This window comes from Streptomyces sp. NBC_01334 (genome assembly GCF_035983595.1).
GTDB classification, from domain to species: domain Bacteria; phylum Actinomycetota; class Actinomycetes; order Streptomycetales; family Streptomycetaceae; genus Streptomyces; species Streptomyces coriariae.
In genome coordinates this window covers 1,771,219-1,784,680 of record NZ_CP130718.1, presented here as the reverse complement: position 1 = coordinate 1,784,680, position 13,462 = coordinate 1,771,219, and the positions used below count along the sequence as shown (strand labels likewise).

The 13,462-nt window shown below is 72.2% G+C and carries 13 protein-coding genes; 4 read left to right on the top strand and 9 right to left on the bottom strand.

What is annotated here, in order from left to right:
- Positions 1-13: 13 nt before the first annotated feature.
- Positions 14-1,168 (bottom strand): sensor histidine kinase, encoded by a 1,155-nt coding sequence (locus tag OG736_RS08065; RefSeq protein WP_327187551.1) that lies wholly within the window; start codon positions 1,166-1,168, stop codon positions 14-16.
- 109 nt (positions 1,169-1,277) lie between these two features.
- On the opposite strand from OG736_RS08065, the gene OG736_RS08060 reads away from it, so the two are divergent.
- From OG736_RS08060 to OG736_RS08050, 3 genes are read left to right on the top strand one after another with little or no spacing between them, the layout of a single operon-like run.
- Positions 1,278-2,198 carry an ATP-binding cassette domain-containing protein gene (locus OG736_RS08060; protein ID WP_327181834.1) on the top strand — a complete coding sequence of 307 codons (921 nt, stop codon included), beginning with the start codon at positions 1,278-1,280 and terminating at the stop codon, positions 2,196-2,198.
- A gap of 2 nt (positions 2,199-2,200) precedes the next feature.
- Entirely contained in the window at positions 2,201-2,950 is a 750-nt protein-coding gene (locus OG736_RS08055) for an ABC transporter permease subunit (RefSeq protein ID WP_327181833.1), read from the top strand.
- 57 nt (positions 2,951-3,007) lie between these two features.
- Complete coding sequence (locus tag OG736_RS08050; RefSeq protein WP_327181832.1) at positions 3,008-3,379, top strand: hypothetical protein; 372 nt, start codon at positions 3,008-3,010, stop codon at positions 3,377-3,379.
- Positions 3,380-3,396: 17 nt separating this feature from the next.
- Here the strand turns inward: OG736_RS08050 and mug are convergent, their stop codons facing one another.
- The 8 genes from mug to OG736_RS08010 form a co-directional block, all read right to left on the bottom strand.
- The gene (gene mug / locus OG736_RS08045; protein WP_327187550.1) at positions 3,397-3,948 is read right to left on the bottom strand and encodes a G/U mismatch-specific DNA glycosylase; all 552 of its coding nucleotides are present in this window, start codon (positions 3,946-3,948) and stop codon (positions 3,397-3,399) included.
- A complete protein-coding gene (gene purB, locus OG736_RS08040) occupies positions 3,945-5,387 on the bottom strand; it encodes an adenylosuccinate lyase (RefSeq protein ID WP_327181831.1) in 1,443 nt (480 codons plus the stop codon). Before purB ends, mug begins: the two co-directional genes overlap by 4 nt.
- A gap of 160 nt (positions 5,388-5,547) precedes the next feature.
- Positions 5,548-6,327 carry an SGNH/GDSL hydrolase family protein gene (locus OG736_RS08035; RefSeq protein ID WP_327181830.1) on the bottom strand — a complete coding sequence of 260 codons (780 nt, stop codon included), beginning with the start codon at positions 6,325-6,327 and terminating at the stop codon, positions 5,548-5,550.
- A gap of 68 nt (positions 6,328-6,395) precedes the next feature.
- Positions 6,396-7,427, bottom strand: a complete 1,032-nt coding sequence (locus OG736_RS08030; protein WP_327181829.1) for a hemolysin family protein — start codon at positions 7,425-7,427, stop codon at positions 6,396-6,398.
- A complete protein-coding gene (locus OG736_RS08025; RefSeq protein WP_020131656.1) occupies positions 7,424-8,764 on the bottom strand; it encodes a hemolysin family protein in 1,341 nt (446 codons plus the stop codon). The genes OG736_RS08030 and OG736_RS08025 overlap by 4 nt, the downstream gene beginning before the upstream one ends.
- A gap of 186 nt (positions 8,765-8,950) precedes the next feature.
- Positions 8,951-9,376, bottom strand: coding sequence for a GNAT family N-acetyltransferase (locus OG736_RS08020; protein WP_327181828.1), 426 nt, complete (start codon positions 9,374-9,376; stop codon positions 8,951-8,953).
- Between the two features lie 267 nt (positions 9,377-9,643).
- Positions 9,644-12,211 (bottom strand): ABC transporter permease, encoded by a 2,568-nt coding sequence (locus tag OG736_RS08015; RefSeq protein WP_327181827.1) that lies wholly within the window; start codon positions 12,209-12,211, stop codon positions 9,644-9,646.
- A gap of 4 nt (positions 12,212-12,215) precedes the next feature.
- Positions 12,216-13,067: an ABC transporter ATP-binding protein gene (locus OG736_RS08010; protein WP_327181826.1), complete on the bottom strand. Its 852-nt coding sequence runs from the start codon at positions 13,065-13,067 to the stop codon at positions 12,216-12,218.
- 149 nt (positions 13,068-13,216) lie between these two features.
- On the opposite strand from OG736_RS08010, the gene OG736_RS08005 reads away from it, so the two are divergent.
- On the top strand, positions 13,217-13,459 hold the full coding sequence (locus tag OG736_RS08005; protein ID WP_020131652.1) for a hypothetical protein: 243 nt from the start codon (positions 13,217-13,219) through the stop codon (positions 13,457-13,459).
- Positions 13,460-13,462 lie beyond the last annotated feature (3 nt).

The window sequence follows — 13,462 nt, the reverse complement described above, 5'->3', positions numbered from 1 at the left end:
CGGCCAGCGTAGATCAGCGCAGGGGCAGCTCCGCCCGCACCCTCCAGTCCTCCTCGTCCGGCCCGGTCGACGCCCGCCCGCCGAGCAGGGCGGCCCGCTCCCGTATGCCCCGCAGCCCACTGCCCCGCCCTGGGCCGGGAATGCGGGCCGTCGAGGGGTTGCGCACCTCCAGTCGCAGCAGATCGTCGGCGACCCCGACGCGGACCCGCACCGGAACCGGCCCCGCGTGCCGCAGCACATTGGTCAGCGCTTCCTGGAGGATGCGATAGCCCTCCCGGGACACCGGCCCCGGGACCGTCTCCAACGGCCCGGTCACCTCGGCGTCGACCTTCGCCCCGGACGCCCGCGCCGACTCCAGCAGCCGGTCGGCCGCCGCCAGCGTCGGTCTGTCGCCGACCGGCCGTCCCGACTCCCGCAGCACGCCGAGCACCCGCTCCAGGTCCGCGAGCGCCGACCGGCCGCTCTCCTCGATGGCCGCCAGGGCCCGGTCGGTGAACTGCGCGTCGCCCGCCGCCCGCGCCGCGCCCGCCTGCACCACCGCGACCGTCAACGCGTGCCCGATGGAGTCGTGCAACTCCCGCGCGATGCGGTTGCGTTCGAGCAACTGCTCCGTCCGTTCCTCCAGGGCGGCGAGCCGCTCGGCGGCGGACGGACCCAGCAGCCCGCGCGCGACGACGGTCACCAGCTCGCCCAGGCCCACCACGGCGCCGTACAGGGCGAGGAGGGGGAGCGGGACGAGCAGGGCCGGCCACCGGTGCGGAGCCGCCCCGTGCAGGCCGGGCAGGTCGTCCGGAACCGCCCCGCCCGCGCTCGCGGCCAGGTCGTAGGCCAGGGTGGGCAACCAGACGCACGCGAACATCGCCGCCGCGCCCAGGGCCGTCCGCGCCTCCAGCCACAGCACCGTACGCAGCCGGTCCCGCCAGGTCGCCGACGGCGCCACGGAGAAGCCGGCGTCCGCGTCGCCCGGCAGGAGCAGCAGCCGGGCCTGGACCCCCTCGCCCGTGCGCACCGCCGGGATCAGCCCGACCGGCACGAGCAGCAGCGCGGGCACCCACGGCCTCGACGGGTCGATGAACATCCAGACGCTCACGACCAGCATCGGCACCCACAGATGCAGCAGTCGTGTGTATGTCGTCCCCCGCAGCAGCGGGCGCAGGAAGCGGCCCATGCCGACCATCGTGGCAGGCGGCACCGACACCGGTCCTCCCCCGAGCGGGGGAGACGTTCCCCACCGGCGGGGGAGGACCACGCCTCCGTCGGTGGCGAGAGTGATGGCCATGACCAGCATCGACGTACGAGACCTCACCAAGGAGCACGGCCCCCGACGGGCCGTGGACCGCCTCACGTTCAGCGTGCGGCCCGGCCGTGTCACCGGCTTCCTCGGCCCCAACGGCGCGGGCAAGTCCACCACCCTGCGCCTCGTCCTCGGCCTGGACAAGCCCACCGAGGGCACCGCCACCGTCGGCGGCCGGGCCTACACCGCCCTGCGGCAACCCCTGTGCCACGTCGGCGCGCTGCTCGACGCGCAGGCCGCGCACGGCTCCCGGACGGGGCGCGATCACCTGCGTGCCCTGGCGGCGAGCAACCGCATCGCCGTCCGCCGGGTCGAGGAGGTGCTGACGGAGACCGGCCTCGCCCCGGCCGCGCGGCGCCGGGTACGGACCTACTCCCTGGGCATGCGCCAACGCCTCGGCATCGCCGCCGCCCTGCTCGGCGACCCCGAAGTGGTGCTCCTCGACGAGCCGTCCAACGGCCTGGACCCCGAAGGCATCGTCTGGATCCGCGCGTTGCTGAGGCGGCTCGCCGCGGAAGGACGTACGGTGCTGGTCTCCAGCCACCTCATGAACGAGACCGCCTCCTTCGCCGACCACCTCGTCGTCCTCGGCCGGGGCCGCCTGCTGGCCGACACCCCCCTGCGGGACTTCATCGACGCGCGCGTGCGGCCGCGCGTACGCATCCGTACGACCGACCCCACCGCGCTGAAGAGTGCCCTCGCCCGCCACGGCCACGACGCCGAGGAACACCAGGACGGGCACTGGACGGTGCACCACGCGCGCGTGGACGACATCGGCCGTCTTCTGTCCGACGCCGGCGTCCCCCTGCTCGAACTGACCGCGGAGGAAGGCACGCTGGAACAGGCCTACCTCGACCTGACCGCCGCCGAAGCAGAGTTCGCGGCCCGGCCGCAGGAAGCCTGACCATGGGATTCGCACCCGCACTCCACGCCGAGTTGATCAAGATCCGAACCCTGCGCTCGCTGGTCGGCGGTCTGTGCGCGATGCTGTCGGCCACCCTCGCCTTCTCGGCGATCTCCGCGGTCGCGGCGTCTTCGACGGACGCCGCGACCGGCTCGGGCGGCGAGGACCTCGACCCGCTCTTCTCCGTCCTGTTCGGCGTGAGCTTCGGCCAGATCGCGGCGATCGCCTTCGCGACGACGGCCGTCTCGAGCGAGTTCCACGGCGGCGCACTGCGTCTGTCGCTGGCCGCGGTGCCGCACCGGGGCCGCTGGTTCGCCGCCAAGCTGACCGCGATCGCCCTGCCCGTGCTGACCGTCGGACTGACCACCGGCCTGGTCACCGTGGCGGTGGGCGGCGCCGTGCTGGGGGAGAGGGCGGACGGGCCGAGCACCGCCGACTGTCTGCGCGGCGCCCTGGGCTGCGGCGTCTACCTGACGCTGATGGCGCTGCTCGCGGCGGGCCTGACGGCCGTGCTGCGGAGCGGGACAGCCGCGTTGAGCATCCTCGTCCCGTTCCTGCTGATCGTGTCCTTCGTCGTCGGCGACATGAGCGGCAACGTCGCGGACCTGCTGCCCGACCGAGCCGGCCAACTCGTGCTCCACAGCAGGTGGGAGGGCCCGCTGGGCCCGTGGACGGGGCTCGCGGTGACGGCCCTGTGGACGGCGACGGCGGTCGGCGCAGGGGCGTGGCGGATACGGCGAAGGGACGCCTGAGCGGCAGGCCGGCTGACGGGCCGCCAATTGTCAGTGGTGGCGGGTTTACTGGAACTCATGGACATCGACAGGTACCTCGGGCCCGGTCACGGTACGACGGCCTTGGTGACCGGTCACGGCCTCGCGGCCGCGGACGCCGCGGTGCGTCGCGCGGAGGTGGAGCGGTTCCACGAGGAGAAGGAGCACCTGGCCGGGAAACTGACTCTGAGATGGGGAGATCCGCACCACGTCGGGCTGCAGACGGTCCGGCTGCGGACCGGGACCGAGGAGATACCCGAGCCCTGGGCCGAGCTCAGCCTCCGGGTGGGGGACGTGTACCTCTGGCGGGCGCAGGAGCACGGCCGCTGGGTGGCCCTGGGCGTCGCCGATCTCGACCCGTGCGACGAGATCCAGCTCCTTCTGGTCGTCACCGAGACCGACCCGCCCTGAGGCCCGGCAGGGAGCCGTCAGTCCAAGTCCTCCGCCGCCACCCGCAGCCGCGCGAACTCCTCCGCCATCGTCGCCGCCGTCCAGTGCGCGTTCAGCCCGCTGGGATTCGGCAGCACCCACACGCGGGTGTCCCCGATGACCCGCTCCTGCGGGCCCACCGCCGCCTTGCGGTCGTCGAAGGCCGCCCGGTACGCGGTCACGCCGACCACCGCCAGCCAGCGGGGCTTCAGCCGGGTCACCTTCTCCGCCAGCAGCCGCCCGCCGTCCTGGTACTCCCGCGCCGTGAGCTCGTCGGCCCGCGCGGTCGCCCTGGCCACCACGTTCGTGATGCCGAGACCGTAGGACAGCAACTCCTGCTGCTCGGCGGGCTTCAGCAGCCTCGGGGTGAAGCCGGACAGGTGCAGCACCGGCCAGAAGCGGTTGCCCGGGCGGGCGAAGTGGTGACCGGTCGCCGCCGTCATCAGGCCCGGGTTGATGCCGCAGAACAGCACACGCAGGCCGCCCGCGACGACGTCCGGTACGAGACGGTCGCGGGCGGCCTCCAGCTCCGCCTGGGTGAAGCGCGTCAGAGGATCGCTCCAGGGGTGTAACCGGCTGCCTCCGGACGCTGCTTCACGATCTCCTCGACCCGGCCGACGACCGTGGCCACCTGGGCCGCCGCGGCGCCCGTGAAGGACAGCTTGTCGGCCATCAGCGCGTCCAGCTGGGCACGGTCGAGCGGGAGCCGCTCGTCGGCGGCCAGCTTGTCCAGCAGCTCGTTGCGCTCCGCACCCTGCTCGCGCATCGCCAGCGCCGAGGCGACGGCGTTCTCCTTGATCGCCTCGTGCGCGACCTCGCGGCCGACGCCCGCGCGCACCGCGCCCATCAGCACCTTGGTGGTGGCGAGGAAGGGCAGGTAGCGGTCCAGCTCCCGGGCGACGACCGCCGGGAAGGCGCCGAACTCGTCGAGCACCGTCAGGAACGTCTCCAGCAGGCCGTCGAGCGCGAAGAACGCGTCCGGCAGCGCGACCCGGCGCACCACCGAGCAGGACACGTCGCCCTCGTTCCACTGGTCGCCCGCCAGCTCGCCGGTCATCGACGCGTAGCCGCGCAGGATGACCATCAGGCCGTTCACGCGCTCGCAGGAGCGGGTGTTCATCTTGTGGGGCATCGCCGAGGAGCCGACCTGGCCGGGCTTGAACCCCTCGGTCACCAGCTCGTGCCCGGCCATCAGCCGGATCGTCTTCGCCAGCGAGGAGGGCGCCGCCGCGAGCTGCACCAGCGCGGTGACGACCTCGTAGTCCAGCGACCGCGGGTAGACCTGGCCGACGGACGTGAACGCCTGCGAGAAGCCCAGGTGACCGGCGATCCGGTCCTCCAGCTCGCTGAGCTTGGCGGCGTCGCCCCCGAGCAGGTCGAGCATGTCCTGGGCGGTGCCGACCGGGCCCTTGATGCCGCGCAGCGGGTAACGACCGAGCAGCTCCTCGACGCGGCCGTACGCGACGAGCAGCTCGTCGGCGGCGGTCGCGAAGCGCTTGCCGAGAGTCGTGGCCTGCGCGGCCACGTTGTGGGAGCGCCCGGCCATGACGAGCTCGCCGTACTCGCCGGCCAGCTTGCCGAGACGTGCCAGCACGGCCACCGTGCGGTCGCGGACGAGCTCCAGCGAGAGCCGGATCTGGAGCTGCTCGACGTTCTCCGTCAGGTCGCGGGACGTCATGCCCTTGTGGACCTGCTCATGGCCGGCGAGGTCGTTGAACTCCTCGATCCGGGCCTTCACGTCGTGCCGGGTGACCTTCTCGCGCTCGGCGATGGAGGCCAGGTCGACGGAGTCGAGGACACGCTCGTAGTCGGAGATCGCCGCGTCCGGCACCTCGATCCCGAGGTCCTTCTGAGCCCGCAGCACGGCGAGCCAGAGCTGACGCTCCAGCTTCACCTTGTGCTCGGGCGACCAGAGCGTGGCGAGCTCGGCGGAGGCGTAGCGTCCGGCGAGCACGTTGGGGATACGGGGCTTGGCGGGAGCGGAAGTCACGTGTACGGATTCTACTGGCGATTCGTGCAGGCCAGCGCCACGGTCCCGTTCGGCGGAACCTACGAGACCGGCGTCACCCTGCCCGGCGGGTCGCCCCGGCTCCGGCCGCGTGGCCGGTTCACCCGCGCGCGCAGGGAACGCGAACGCGCACGGAAGACGCCTATGCCTGACCCTCGTACGGCAGCAGGTCGGGCCGCTTCGGCGGCAGGCCGTCCCCGGAGGACCGGCCGGTCAGCCGGCGGCCTATCCAGGGAAGGAGGTACTGCCGGGCGAACCGCGCGTCGGCGACCCTGCGGGCGGCCCAGCCCGGAGGCAGTGTGGCCGGCATCGGCGTGTGCCACTCGGTGTCCTCCGGGTCGTGCCCGAGCCCCTGCCAGACCGCCTCCGCGACCCGGCGGTGGCCCTCCGCCGTCAGGTGCAGCCGGTCGATGTCCCACATGCGCGGGTCGCCGAGGGACGGGGCGCCGTACAGGTCGACGACGAGTGCGCCGTGCCGCTGCGCCAGCTCCTCGACATGCACGAACAGCTCCTCCATGCGCGGTCTGAACCGCTCCAGGACCGGCCCCTGCCGGCCCGGGCTGCGCATCAGCACCAGCTCCTTGCACGCGGGGGTCAGGCGCTCCACGGCCTCCGTCAGCAGGCCCTTCACGCGGCCCATGTCGCACTTGGGGCGCAGGGTGTCGTTGAGGCCGCCGACCAGGGTGATCACGTCGGCGCCCATGGCGGTGGCCACCGGCACCTGCTCCTCGACGATCTGTCCGATCAGCTTGCCGCGCACCGCCAGGTTGGCGTACCGGAAGCCGGGGGTGCGGGCGGCCATCCGCGTGGCGAGGAGGTCCGCCCAGCCCCGGTAGGAGCCGTCGGGCAGCAGGTCCGACATGCCCTCGGTGAAGGAGTCGCCGAGGGCGACCAGGCTGGTGTGTGTGGGATTCGTCTGCATGGCGACATAGATGGTAGCCCGAGTCTCATACCCAGCGGTCGGTCACCTCCGGCCCCGCCCCCGCGCCCTCACGCCCGCTGCCCGAACAGCTCCCGCAACACGTCCTCCATGGTCACCAGACCGGACAGCCGTCCGTCGGAGCCGAGCACGGCAGCCAGATGCGTACGGGTGCCCCGCATCGCGGTGAGGACGTCGTCCAGCGGAGTCGCCTCCCGCACACGCGCGATGGGCCGCATGTCGTCCAGCCGGAACGCCGTGTCCCGCGGCGAGGCGTCCAACGCGTCCTTCACGTGCAGGTAACCGACGATCCGGCGTCCCTCGTCCACCACGGGGAACCGGGAGAACCCGGACTCCGCCGCCAGCCGCTCCAGCTCCTCCGGAGTGACGCCCACGCGCGCGTAGACGACCCCTTCCAGCGGCAGGACGACATCACGTACCGGGCGGCGGCCCAGCTCCAGGGCGTCGTGCAGCCGCTCCAGAGCGCGGTCGTCGATGAGACCCGCCTCCCCGGCGTCCTTGACGATCTGGGCGAGCTGGGCGTCCGAGAAGGCCGCGGCGACCTCGTCCTTGGTCTCGATCCGCAGGAGTTTCAGCAGGCCGTTCGCGAAGGCGTTGATCGCGAAGATCACCGGGCGCAGCGCCCGGGCCAGCGTGACCAGCGGCGGTCCCAGCAGCAGCGCGCTGCGCACCGGCTCCGCGAGCGCGATGTTCTTCGGCACCATCTCGCCGAGCAGCATGTGCAGATAGGTCGCCGCCGCCAGCGCGATCACGAAGGACACCGCGTGTCCCGCGCCTTCGGGCACGCCCACCGCGTGGAACGCCGGCTCCAGCAGGTGCGCGATGGCAGGTTCGGCGACCACACCGAGGATCAGCGTGCACAGGGTGATGCCGAGCTGCGCGGCCGCCATCAGGGCGGACACGTGCTGGAGGCCCCACAGCACGCTCTTGGCGCGCCGGTCGCCCTGCGCGCCCTTCGCGCCGCCTTCGAGGTACTGCTCGATCTGGGAGCGGCGTACGGAGATCAGCGCGAACTCGGCGCCGACGAAGAACGCGTTGACGACGAGGGTCGCCAGTGCGATCAGCAACTGGACGGCGATCACTTCCCGGCCTCCTGTTCAAAACCCTCGGACGGAGCGAGCGGCGCGTGCAGCAGCACGCGCGCGGCCCGCCGGCCCGAGGCGTCCACCACGTCCATGCGCCAGCCCGCGACCTCCACGGTGTCGCCGACCGCCGGTATCCGGCCCAGCTCGGTGGCGAGCAGACCGGCGAGCGTCTCGTACGGCCCCTCGGGGGTGTGCAGGCCCACGCGCGCGAGCTGGTCGGTGCGGGCGGCGCCGTCGGCCGAGTAGAGCGTGCGGCCCTCGTCGTCCTTGCCCGCGGCGGCCAGGTCGGACGTCTCGTGCGGGTCGTGTTCGTCGCGGACCTCGCCGACGACCTCCTCGACGATGTCCTCCAGCGTCGCCACGCCCGCCGTGCCGCCGTACTCGTCGATGACCACGGCCATCGTCCGCTTGCCGGACAGCCGGTCCAGCAGCCGGTCCACGGTCAGCGACTCGGGCACGAGGAGCGGCTCGCGCATGATCTCCGAGACGGGTACGCGCGGTCGGCGCTCCGCCGGGATCGCCAGCACGTCCTTGATGTGCGCGGTGCCCACCACCGAGTCGAGGTTGCCGCGGTACACCGGGAACCGGGACAGGCCCGTCGCCCTGGTCGCGTTCGCCACGTCCTCGCAGGTCGCCGCCGCGTCGAGGGCGATGACCTGGACGCGCGGGGTCATCACGTTCTCCGCGGTCAGATCGGCCAGGTTCAGCGTGCGCACGAACAGCTCCGCGGTGTCCGCCTCCAGGGCGCCCTCCTTCGCGGAGTGCCGGGCCAGGGCCGCGAGCTCCTGGGGGCCGCGCGCGGCGGCGAGTTCCTCGGTGGGCTCCACGCCGAAGCGGCGCACGATGCGGTTGGCGGTGTTGTTGAGATGGGTGATGAAGGGCCGGAAGGCGGCGCTGAACCAGCGCTGCGCGTTGCCCACGCGCTTGGCGACGGCCAGCGGGGAGGAGATCGCCCAGTTCTTGGGCACGAGTTCGCCGACGACCATCAGGAACACGGTCGACAGGGCCGTGCCCAGCACCAGCGCGACGGAGCTCGACGTGGTGCTCGACAGGCCGAGCGACTCCAGCGGCCCGGCGATCAGCTTGGCGATCGACGGCTCGGAGAGCATGCCGACCACCAGGTTGGTGACGGTGATGCCGAGCTGGGCGCCGGAGAGCTGGAAGGTGAGGTTCCGTACAGCCTTGAGCGCTCCGGGCGCGCCGCGCTCGCCGCGCTCCACCGCCCGTTCCAGTTCGCTGCGCTCGACCGTGGTCAGCGAGAACTCGGCGGCGACGAAGGCGCCGCACGCCAGCGACAGCAGGATCGCCACCAGGAGGAGCAGGACTTCGGTCATCGGGTCACCTCCGTCCCATGATCGGACAGGGCGGGGAGGGACGCGCGATGTCGCGTGGGGGTACTGGGAGGCTCGCCCATGGGCGGACGCTCACACCTTTCATGAAGTCATCAGGGGACCGCGCGGGTCGTCCGCACAGTCCCCCAATAGTAAAGGATCGGCAAAAGAGCCCTTCGAGGGCTCCGGTCAGTCGCTGAGCGGCTTCACCCAGCGCCGCCACTTCTCCTCGGGCGCGTACCCCGCAGCGCGCCAGGCATGATGCGCCGTTTCGTTGCGGGTGAGCACCATCGCGTCCCCGCGGCGCCCGCCCAGCCGCACGAACCGCTCCTCCGCGGCGGCCAGCAGCGCCGAGCCGATGCCCTGGCGGCGCTGGTCCGGGTGCACCGCCAACCGGTACAGATGGCACCGCCATCCGTCGAACCCGGCGATCACCGTCCCGGCCAGCTCACCGCCCCGCTCGGCGAGGATCAGTGCCCCGGGATCACGCGCGACCAGCCGCTCCACCCCGCTCCGGTCGTCGCTGATGCTCGTGCCCTCGGCGGAGGTCTTCCAGAAGGCCAGCACGGTGTCCAGGTCCTCGGGGCCGGCGGCCCGTATCCGCAGATCAGTCATGGACCGATCCCACCATGCGGGAAACCGGCCGGAACGCGAATTTCCAGCATGCGGACGCCTGTCGACCCTCCGCGGACGGCAAGCGGGTGCCCGGTCGGCAGGCGCCGGTACCAGGAGGGCAAGCGGCGGGCACGCGGCCGGTACCCGGACGGTGGTGAGCCGGGCCCCGGACCGCAGTCGGCCGGTCCCCGGACCGCCACTCGGCGCACAGCCCGGCGATCACGGGCGCGAACACCTTCCGTGCGCGCGCCCATGATCGCCTTCGCGTCACTCGTGCGCGATCGCGGCCAGTACGTTCATCCGCGAGGCGCGCAGCGCGGGCAGCAGGGCCGCCACGACACCGACGACCGCGGAGCCCACCACGACCGCGACGATCGTGCCCCACGGGACGGCGAAGGCCTTCATGCCCTGCAACTCCAGCACCTGCTGTATGCACACGCCCCACACCAGCCCGAGCCCCAGGCCCAGCACCGCGCCGAACACCGCGATCACGACCGACTCCAGCCGGATCATCCGGCGCAACTGCCGCCGGCCCAGCCCGATGGCACGCAGCAGCCCGATCTCCCGGGTCCGCTCCACCACCGACAGCGCCAGCGTGTTGACCACACCGAGCACCGCGATGACGATCGCGAGCCCGAGCAGCGCGTACACCAGGTAGAGCAGCACGGCGATCTGGTCGTGCACCAGCTTCTTGTAGTCGGCCTGGTCACGCGCCTGTACCTGCGGATACGCGTCGAGCGTCTTCTCCAGGCGGGGCCGCAGCTGGTCGCCGCTGGTGCCGGAGGCCGCGTTCACGTACAGCGCCGAGTCCTGCCCGCCGGGCACGTACTTCTCGACGGTGGCGATCCCGAGGAACAGCCCGCCCTGCATGCCGAACCCGTCACCGCCGTCCTGGTCGGTGAGCGCGCCGACCTTCAGCGACGTGGTCCGCTGCCCGGGGAACTCCACCGGCAGCACGCTGCCCAGCCGTACCCCGTGCTCCTTGGCGAAGTCGACGTCCATGCCGATGGCGCCGTCGGCCAGCGCGGCCGCCGTGTCGCCCTCGGTGTACGTGATGTGAGCGACGTCGTCGACCCGGTCGTCGTAACCGGAGGCGGTCGTCTCGACGCGCTTGCCGTCGGGCAGTCGTACGGCGAGCGGCGCGAACCGCTGCCGAACGACGAGGCCGACGCCCTCGGTGTCGCGCACCGCGTCCGTGACCTCTTGGGAGAACGGCGTGAAGTTGGCGTTCTGGACGACGAAGTCGGCGCCCAGCGTCTTGTCGATCTGCTCGTCGAAGGACTTGGACATCGACGCGCTCGCCACCGACATCCCGCCGACCAGGGCGAGACCCACCATCAACGCCGCCGCCGTGGCACCGGTACGGCGCGGGTTGCGCAGGGCGTTGCGCTGGCTCATCCGGCCGACCGAGCCGAACAGTGCGGGGAAGGCGCCGCCGAGCACGCGGATCACCGGGCGGACCAGCAGCGGCCCCGCGATGACGGTGGCGATGAGCGTGAGCACGACCCCCAGGCCCAGCAGGGATGCCGCGGACGCCGTCTTCGAGGAGGTCACACAGCCGGCGAGCGCCGCCGCGCCCAGCGCACCGACGACCGCGCCCACCACCGCGCGCACCTTCAGCGGCCGCCCCACGCCGGCGATGTCGGCGTCCGCGAGGGCCGCCATCGGCGACACGGTCGCGGCGCGCCGGGCCGGGAGGTAGGCCGCCACGAAGGTGACGCCGACGCCGACCACGTACGCCGACACCGGGGTCGCCCAGCCGACGACCATCTCCGTGGTCTTCAGGTTCATGCCGAACGCGCTCATGAGCTTGATCAGCCCGGCCGCCAGACCGATGCCGGCGGCGAGGCCGACCGTGGATCCCACGACACCGAGCAGCACCGCCTCGGTGAGCACCGAGCGGCGCACCTGACGGCGGTCGGCACCCAGGGCGCGCAGCAGGCCCAGCTCACGCGTGCGCTGGGCGATCAGCATCGAGAACGTGTTGACGATCAGGAACACACCGACCAGGACGGCGATCCCCGCGAAGCCGAGCATCACGTACTTGATCACGTCGAGGAACCCGCCCAGTGCCTCCGCCGACGACTTCGCCTGCTCGTCCGCGGTCTTCACGTCGTACGGCCCGGCACCGATCGCGGCGCTGACGCGCCGCTCGAGGACCGGGTCGCTCACCCCCTGCGCCGCGTCGACGGAGATGCTCGTGGCCTTGTCCGGCGACCCCAGGAGCTGCGTGGCGGCGGTCGCCGGGTCGAGGAAGACCAGGGCCGCGCCCGGGTTGGTGGTGGTGAAGGTGGCGATGCCGACGATCTTCACCTTGAAGGAGCCCGGCTGGGCCATCACGGTGAGTGTGTCGCCGATCGTCACGTGCTTCTTGTCTGCGGTGTCGGCGTCGAGCATGGCCTCACCCGCGCCCTGCGGGGCGTGGCCGGAGGTCAGCTTCACCGGGCTGCGGTCGGTGACGTACCAGTCGGTGGCGATGGTGGGCGCGCCCGTGGTCGGCCCGACGGACTTGTTCTCGCCGTCCACGACCGTGATGTTCTCCACGCTCACGTCCGCGTGGGTCGACGCGACCCCGTCGACGCGGGCCACCTCCTTGGCGAGCGAGGCGGGCACGGTCTGCACCGCGCCGGTCGGCACGGACGCGTTCAGGTCGTCGCTCGGCTCGACCGTCACATCCGCCGACGTGGACGCGAAGAGCCGGTCGAAGGTGCGCGTGACCGTGTCGGAGAAGATCAGGCTGCCCGCGACGAACGCCACCGACAGGACGACGGCGAGCGCGGACAGCAGCAGCCGCCCCTTGTGCGCGAGGAAGCTTCTGAGGGTGGCTTTCAGCACCGGATCACTTCTCCTTGGCGTCGGTGCCGTGGGTGTCGGTGGCCGGGATGCCGGTGCCGCCGCTCTCGCCGTCGGACTGGGCGCGGATCACGTCGAAGCGCTTCATGCGTTCCAGCACCGCGTCCGCCGTCGGCCGCTCCATTTCGTCCACGATCCGCCCGTCCGCGAGGAAGAGCACCAGGTCGGAGTGGGCGGCGGCACCCGGGTCATGGGTGACCATGACGACGGTCTGCCCCAGCTGGTCGACGGCCTCCCGCAGGAACGCGAGGACCTCCAGCCCGGCGCGCGAGTCCAGGTTGCCGGTCGGCTCGTCGGCGAAGATCAGCTCGGGGCGGGAGGCGAGCGCCCGGGCGCAGGCCACGCGCTGCTGCTGGCCGCCGGACAGCTGCGACGGCCGGTGCTTCAGCCGGTCGCGCAGGCCGAGCGTGTCGATCACCTGGTCCAGCCACTTCTGGTCGGGCTTCTGCCCCGCGATGTCCATGGGCAGGGTGATGTTCTCGGCCGCGTTGAGCGTCGGGATCAGGTTGAACGACTGGAACATGAACCCGATCCGGTCCCGTCGCAGCCGGGTCAGCTCCCGGTCCTTCAGCCCCGTGATCTCGGTGTCGCCGATCCACACCTGGCCGGCCGACACCGTGTCGAGGCCCGCCAGGCAGTGCATCAGGGTCGACTTGCCGGAACCGGACGGCCCCATGACCGCGGTGAAGCGGCCGCGCGCGATGTCCACGTCCACCGAGTCCAGGGCGAGCACCGTGGTCTCGCCCGAGCCGTACGCCTTGGTCAGACCGCGGGCGCGGGCCGCGATCCCGCCGGCCGAGGCCAGACCGGGGGCGTGCTCCGCAGCAGGTGTGGACAAGGCTGTCTCCTCGCTCGTGTGGACGTGCCGATCGCGTGGTGATGGTTCTGCCCGGCCGAGCGTAGTGTGACCCGGCGCACACCCGGTATCCCTTTTCACCTCCCGGCCGCCCTTGCCGTTGCTAGCATCGCGGCGCTAGCGTCGGAGGTATGGCGAAGACCCAGCTGAACGTACGCGTCGACGAGGGCACGGCCCGCGCCGCCCGCGAGCGCGCCACGGCCCGTGGCATGAGCGTCAACCGCTACATAGAAGAGCTGGTCAGACAGGACGCCGGCGAAGTCGGCCACACGTTCGTCGAGGCCGCCAGCGACTTCATGAAGCAGTACGAGGCCGTTTTCGCGGAGGAGTTCGGCGCCGACCGCGAGGGTGGCACGCGCGAAGGTCGCCGCTGATCC

Coding starts and splice junctions, on each gene's coding strand:
- OG736_RS08025 (WP_020131656.1), bottom strand. CDS start 8,764: ATGACCGAAGTCCTGCTCCTCCTGGTGGCGATCCTGCTGTCGCTGGCG.
- OG736_RS08055 (WP_327181833.1), top strand. CDS start 2,201: ATGGGATTCGCACCCGCACTCCACGCCGAGTTGATCAAGATCCGAACC.
- OG736_RS08005 (WP_020131652.1), top strand. CDS start 13,217: ATGGCGAAGACCCAGCTGAACGTACGCGTCGACGAGGGCACGGCCCGC.
- OG736_RS08020 (WP_327181828.1), bottom strand. CDS start 9,376: ATGACTGATCTGCGGATACGGGCCGCCGGCCCCGAGGACCTGGACACC.
- OG736_RS08050 (WP_327181832.1), top strand. CDS start 3,008: ATGGACATCGACAGGTACCTCGGGCCCGGTCACGGTACGACGGCCTTG.
- OG736_RS08035 (WP_327181830.1), bottom strand. CDS start 6,327: ATGCAGACGAATCCCACACACACCAGCCTGGTCGCCCTCGGCGACTCC.
- OG736_RS08060 (WP_327181834.1), top strand. CDS start 1,278: ATGACCAGCATCGACGTACGAGACCTCACCAAGGAGCACGGCCCCCGA.
- OG736_RS08065 (WP_327187551.1), bottom strand. CDS start 1,168: ATGGGCCGCTTCCTGCGCCCGCTGCTGCGGGGGACGACATACACACGA.